The 2554-nt window shown below is 74.3% G+C and carries 2 protein-coding genes and 2 pseudogenes; 2 read left to right on the top strand and 2 right to left on the bottom strand.

Annotated elements, in window-relative coordinates:
- Positions 1-387: 387 nt before the first annotated feature.
- Both ACFCX4_RS35865 and ACFCX4_RS35860 read right to left on the bottom strand, forming a co-directional pair.
- Positions 388-1125 carry a hypothetical protein gene (locus tag ACFCX4_RS35865; protein WP_376151607.1) on the bottom strand — a complete coding sequence of 246 codons (738 nt, stop codon included), beginning with the start codon at positions 1123-1125 and terminating at the stop codon, positions 388-390.
- A gap of 117 nt (positions 1126-1242) precedes the next feature.
- A pseudogene (locus ACFCX4_RS35860) lies at positions 1243-1383 on the bottom strand (IS5/IS1182 family transposase); the annotation flags it as partial.
- Between the two features lie 339 nt (positions 1384-1722).
- Here ACFCX4_RS35860 and ACFCX4_RS35855 point away from each other — a divergent pair.
- A pseudogene (locus ACFCX4_RS35855) lies at positions 1723-1959 on the top strand (IS5/IS1182 family transposase); the annotation flags it as partial.
- Positions 1960-2081: 122 nt separating this feature from the next.
- Positions 2082-2429, top strand: coding sequence for a GntR family transcriptional regulator (locus ACFCX4_RS35850; RefSeq protein ID WP_376151605.1), 348 nt, complete (start codon positions 2082-2084; stop codon positions 2427-2429).
- Positions 2430-2554: the final 125 nt, after the last annotated feature.

The following is a 2554-nucleotide window of genomic DNA, read 5'->3' as shown; positions in this document are numbered from 1 at the left end:
GCCCGGCGGGGACGGGGGTCCCGCCGGGCAGCAGCCGCCCGCGCGGCCGCCGGTCGGGCCGCTGCCACGACCGGCGGCCGACGGACCGCGGTCCGGGCGCGCTCCTGCCGCCCCGGCCGAGCCCGGTCCCGAGCACCTGTCGGCCCAACGCCCTCAACCCACACTCCGTCGGCGAGCCGTTCAATCCGGGCCGGTGCATGGCAGCGCCCGCCTGCACCCCGCCCGTACCGTCCCCCGGCGCCGGCCTCCTCCCGAAACGTCCGCCGGCTCCGCCGCCAGGTCACGCCCGGGGCCGACGGCGAACACGCCGCCCCACGACGGCCCCCGCACGATCAGCCGTCGCCCCCCCCGCCGCGCGACCGCGACGGTCGGAACCACGGCCCGCACTCACCAACCGGCCGCGACCCGGTCGGCGACCGCGTAGCCGGCCTCGCAGGCGGGGCAGGTCGCGTGGCCGAAGACGTAGGTCAGGGCGTGGGCCACCCCGGGGTGTCCGTCGGCGAGGGCGAGTCCGTGGAGGCGGCGGCCCAGAGCGTCGAGGTCGGCCGGTGCCGCCGGGCGAAGCGGGCGGGTCTCGGTCGGTCGTCCCGAGAGCACGTAGTCGGAGTTGGAGGAGAAGTATCCGTACTCGCCGAAGGCGATGAAGACATCGGCCCCGCAGCCCGGGCAGTCGATCTGGTACTCCTCGTTGACGATCCCCGCGGCCAGGTCCTCGCTCCACGCCACACCGCCTTCGAGGCTCAGCATCGCCTCCAGCAGGTACGCGTACTCGGTGGGCTCGGTGCTGCTCCGCAGCAACCGGTTCACCGCCGCCAGCACGCTCGCGATCGCCTCCGCACGTTCCGTCCGAACCTTGCCCGCACCGTCCGGCTCACCGGCGCCGGCCACGATCGCACCCGCCAGGAGCACGGCCCGGCTCTCCTGGTCCCGGTCCCCGCACTCGGCTGTGGCGGCCAGCCAGGGCAGAGCGGCGAAGCTCGCCGAGTAGACGCTGCCCTGGTGGCAGATCGCCGACCACAGGTCGTTCCAGAGTTCGGCGTCCCGCTCCGAGGCGATCCGGTCCAGCAGGTCCGGAATGTCATCGGCGGGACCGTAGGCATGGCTGAGCTGCGACCAATCCGTCATACCGGGATCCAACCAGGCCGACCGCCCGTCACCGTCGGGCGGGCCCTGCAAGCTTGTCGCGGAAGTCCGGGGCAGGCAGGTTGGCGTGTGCTCCGACCTGCTGCTTCGGACTGCTCGGGCGAGGCTGTGCGTGTGGGCGACGGCCTGCACCGCGTGGTGCAGGCCGTGGCCTCTCTGTCGGCGGTCGCGGAGGGGCCTGTCGTTCTTCATGCGGGCGAAGGTGCGCTCGCCACGGGCGCGCACGCGGCGCCGTTCGGCACCGCGGCCTGCGGCCGCCCGGACCGTTGCCGCCCCGCTCACGCACGGTCGCCACCGGACCCTCGAACCGGCGCAGCCCGAAGCACCCCACCCATACCGGCGAAGTGCCTCTCTCCCGTCCCCTCCGGAGCAAGCTGGAGTTGTGCGGCCGGCGGGTGCGATGTGCCCGCGGTGGTGATCGCGGGTGTGAAGGAAGCCATGTCCGTCGGTCCATCCGCTCGTTGAGCAGGCCGCGGGGAAGAGACCGCCGCGGTTGGTGGCCGACGACCCGTGGGACCGGATCGAGCCGCTGCCGCCGGTGCGGCCGCAGCGGCTTCGCAGGATCGGCCGCCCACCGTCAAGTACCGCCGACTGCCGTGGAAGCGGGGCGCCAAGCCGGTCATCGCCCGTCGAGGCGTTCGGCAGGGCTCCGGGCCCGGAGCCGTGCGGTGGGTCGTCGAGCGGACCGACGCCTGGATCCACGGCGTCCGGCGCCTGTGGATCCGCTGGGACATCCACGACGACATCCACGACGGCATCCACGAGGCCCTCCTCGAACTGGCCTGCCGTGTTACCGCATACCGGCGCGTCCGAGCCGTGCGCCGGCTCCTCCTGGAACCCGAGCGGACCAGGACCCGGTGGACGGTGGCCGGGCCGGGCCCCGCCCGGAGCGCCGTACACGAAGGACGAAGGAAGATGGTGCTACTGTCACTAGCACCATGCTGCTGAAGCCGGAGGCCGGCGACACCCGGCCGTTGCACGAGCAGGTCGCGGGGACGATCCGGCGGGCCGTCGCCGAGGGCGAGTGCGTGCCCGGGGAACGGCTGCCGCCGGCACGGGAGTTGGCCCGGGCACTCGGGGTGAACGCGAACACCGTGCTGCGGGCGCTGCGGGCGCTGCGCGACGAGGGGGTGCTGGAGTTCCGGCGGGGTCGCGGCATCACGGTCGCCCAGGGCGCCGACCGCCGGGCCGAACTGCTGGACGCGGTCCGCCGGTTGGTCGCGGACGCCGCGCACGCCGGTTTCGGCAGGGAGGAGCTCGTCGAGATGATCAGGGAGCTGGAGTGAGCGAGGGTTCACGGCGGGACGGTGCGTCACGGGACCGTGCATCCCAGGAGGGTGCATCGCAGGAGGGTGCTTCACGGGACGACGCACCGCAGGACGGCCCCGCCGCCCGGGTCGCGGCCCGTCGG

This window comes from Kitasatospora sp. NPDC056327 (genome assembly GCF_042261735.1).
In the GTDB taxonomy this organism is placed as follows: Bacteria; Actinomycetota; Actinomycetes; order Streptomycetales; family Streptomycetaceae; genus Kitasatospora.
This window is presented reverse-complemented; position numbering and strand designations above follow the sequence as displayed.